The sequence below is a fragment of the Candidatus Cloacimonadota bacterium genome, from assembly GCA_011372345.1.
GTDB lineage: Bacteria > Cloacimonadota > Cloacimonadia > Cloacimonadales > TCS61 > DRTC01.
In genome coordinates this window covers 1-3,146 of record DRTC01000248.1, presented here as the reverse complement: position 1 = coordinate 3,146, position 3,146 = coordinate 1, and the positions used below count along the sequence as shown (strand labels likewise).

The 3,146-nt window shown below is 31.4% G+C and carries 6 protein-coding genes; all 6 read left to right on the top strand.

The window, feature by feature from the left end:
* Window positions 1–558, top strand: a 558-nt coding sequence (locus tag ENL20_04755) for a hypothetical protein (GenBank protein HHE37865.1), incomplete at its 5' end; no start/stop codon positions are given.
* Between the two features lie 438 nt (window positions 559–996).
* Window positions 997–1,923 (top strand): TIGR01212 family radical SAM protein, encoded by a 927-nt coding sequence (locus ENL20_04750; protein HHE37864.1) that lies wholly within the window; start codon window positions 997–999, stop codon window positions 1,921–1,923.
* A gap of 193 nt (window positions 1,924–2,116) precedes the next feature.
* A complete protein-coding gene (locus ENL20_04745; protein ID HHE37863.1) occupies window positions 2,117–2,350 on the top strand; it encodes a CopG family transcriptional regulator in 234 nt (77 codons plus the stop codon).
* 1 nt (window position 2,351) lies between these two features.
* Window positions 2,352–2,612, top strand: a complete 261-nt coding sequence (locus tag ENL20_04740; GenBank protein HHE37862.1) for a type II toxin-antitoxin system RelE/ParE family toxin — start codon at window positions 2,352–2,354, stop codon at window positions 2,610–2,612.
* A gap of 16 nt (window positions 2,613–2,628) precedes the next feature.
* The gene (locus ENL20_04735) at window positions 2,629–3,000 is read left to right on the top strand and encodes a type II toxin-antitoxin system Phd/YefM family antitoxin (GenBank protein HHE37861.1); all 372 of its coding nucleotides are present in this window, start codon (window positions 2,629–2,631) and stop codon (window positions 2,998–3,000) included.
* On the top strand, window positions 2,910–3,146 hold a 237-nt coding region (locus ENL20_04730; protein HHE37860.1), incomplete at its 3' end, for a type II toxin-antitoxin system RelE/ParE family toxin. The genes ENL20_04735 and ENL20_04730, both read left to right, overlap by 91 nt.

The following is a 3,146-nucleotide window of genomic DNA, read 5'->3' as shown; positions in this document are numbered from 1 at the left end:
TTATTAGATATTGAAAAAACATTTTCATTTAAGAAATTCGAAACTCAAAAAGATTATTTAGACTATCGTAAAGATGAAATTCCAGAGAAATATGTAAGCTTTTTCAAATACAATCGAACTGAAAAAAGTATTGAAAGAAATTTGAAAAACGTTTCAGAATATATATTTAAAGCAGGATATTTCGTGTTGCTGACCAATAGTAATAAATTCGATAAATATTCAATATTAGAGCATTACAGAAACCGAGATATTGTGGAGAAAATGTTTGATATTGAAAAGAATCATTTGGATACAAAACGGCTTCGCTCACATAGCGATCTCAATGTAAGAGGTAGATTATTTATAAAATTTATTGCACTTATTCTCTACAGCTATATGTATAAAACAATGCAAAATGGGCTATTTAGAAAATACTCAGTAAAAGAACTTCTTGCTGAATTAAGCAAAATTCAATATGCAAAAATTAATGGAGAAAATATCTATAGCGAAATATCAAAGTCACAAAGAAAAATCCTAAAGCATTTTGAAATTACTCCAAAAATGATTACAAAAACATAGTTATTAAATTTTGATCTCCAATTTAAGTGATAGCAGTTCTGATCCTCGAGCGTTTGATCGAAGGTTGGATCAAAATTCTAAACAGAATTAAAATAACCATGAAAATAAGAAGGTAAAATGAAAAACGAATGACTTTTTTCATTTTCTGCTTTCTGATAATATTCGCTGATAATTCTTTATCCATAATATCCAATTTTCTCTAAAAAATTTTATCAAATATTTAAGCAACTAATATACCATTCAGTTAATCCGCTTAACAATAAAGAGATATCTAAATTTGATGAGAAAAATTTATATTCAATACCGAACACATTGTTCGTTAGTATAACTTTTAAATTATTTTTAGATTTCATCAGATAATCTTTTTATCTTTGCGTATTTGAGATTGAACAGTCTTTAATTGACAATTCAAACTGTTTTCAGATTTGTGTATCCAAAATGGAGCAGAGATTAGAAGATAGAATTTATACATATTCCACCTATTTGAAGAGAAAATATGGTCGAAAAGTTTTTCGAGTAGGATTAAGCACAGGTATTATATGTCCGCATCGGATCAATAGAAATGGTTGTATTTTCTGTAATCCGAATTCATTTACCGGTGAATATCAAGCGGAAAATTTAAGCATCGAAGATCAATTGGAAAAAGCTATTCCATTAATTACTGAAAGTTGCGGAGATATCGATTTGCTTGCTTATTTTCAGGATGAGACTTCGACAGCAGGTAATCTATCCGAGTTGAAAAAGAAATTTACTCGGGCATTGTCTCATCCCAAAATTATTGGTTTGGTTGTTTCCACCAGACCAGACTATGTGAATGAAGAAATCATTAAACTACTGTGCTCATTCGATATTCCGGTAACGATTGAAATAGGATTACAGACAATTCACAATAAAAATCTGGAATTCCTGAATCGGGGACACGATTTTGAGCAAAGTAGAAAAGCGATCGAGCTTTGCGGAAAAGCAGGCTTGGAAGTTGGAGTTCATTTGATCATCGGAATTCCCGGAGAAAATTTCGAGAATATGAAGCAAACGATCAGATTTGTTTCCTCCAATAAATATATCAAGCAAGTAAAATTCCATAATCTGATGATCTATAAGAATACGAAACTTGCTGAAATGTATAAGAATGGAGAAGTCCAGATCTTCGATATTGAAGACTATATTAAAATTCTCGGAGATTTAATTCCATATTTAAGAGGAGATATTGTTATCACCCGACTTTTTACATCAAATATTTTGAACACAAATTTGACAATCGGAAATTTTCAAGGTAATAAAACCAAATGGATGAATTCTTTGAGAAAATATATTTACGAGAATAACATCATTCAGGGAAGTGAAACCGTAAAAACAATTTGCTGAATTGTCGTAACACGAAACTCTGTTTCGTTGTAATTATGATTCTCCGAATCAGAGATCATTTTTTTAGTAGATTTAACAATTTAGCAAATTGTTTTACGGCACAATCAGGAATGATTGTGATATAACTACACAGAAAAATACTTGACATTATACACACTTTAAAACGCATAGCATCTTCAAAACGGAGGTAGAAATGATCGAGAAACATATCAGAATGAACTTAACATTACCGGAATCGATTGCTAATGAACTCTCTCAAATCGCCGCAGAATTGAACGATAAAAAAAGCAGAATCGTTGCCAAAGCATTGGAATTATATTTTGATGAACTTGACGGTCAAATAGCAGAACAAAGGCTTAAAGAACTGGAATCAGGAAAAACCGAATTAATCGATGCCGAAGTAGTTTGGAAGGAACTTGGAATCTAAAATGTACCGAATCAGGTTTTTGAGAAAAGCAGCAAACGAACTAAAAAAAATCGATCCAATCTGGCAAAAACGGATCAAAGAGAAGATAAACAAACTCGCTGAAAATCCGCGAATTTTAAAGAACAGAATTAGATTATTGAAAGGAAAACAGAAAACTCTCTTCAGATTAAAGGTTGGGAAATATCGGATCATTTTTCAAAAAAAAGAAGAAGAATTGATAATCATTATTGTGCGAGTTGCACATCGCAGAGAAGTGTACTAAAATTTTGGAGGAAAAAATGCAATTACAAATAACTCAAGATATACTTTCCATTACTGAACTAAAGAAACATACAAACACTATCTTGCAGCAAGTTCATGAAACGAAAAGACCTGTAGTTCTTACTGTGAATGGAAAAGCGGAAGCAGTTCTTCTCGATGCTTCGGAATTTGAAAAAATGTCGATTGCTTTCGACTTGATACAGAAATTATCAAAAGCGGAAATGGATATAAAAACCGGAAAAACAGAAGATGCAGACACTTTTTTCAAGAGATTCAGAAGTGAAAAAAAAAATATAAAATTAAGATCACGGAATCTGCTCAAAACGATATTGAAGATATCTGGCAATACATTGCTCTGGATAATTTCAAAACTGCAACGAAATTTTTAGATAAGATCGAGCAGAAGATCGATTCTTTACAAAGATTTCCGGAACGAAATCCGTTAATTCCGGAAAATGAAATTCTGAAAAGTGATTACAGACATCTGCTATTCAGCAATTATCGGATTATTTACAGAATTGAAGGAAGTATTGTT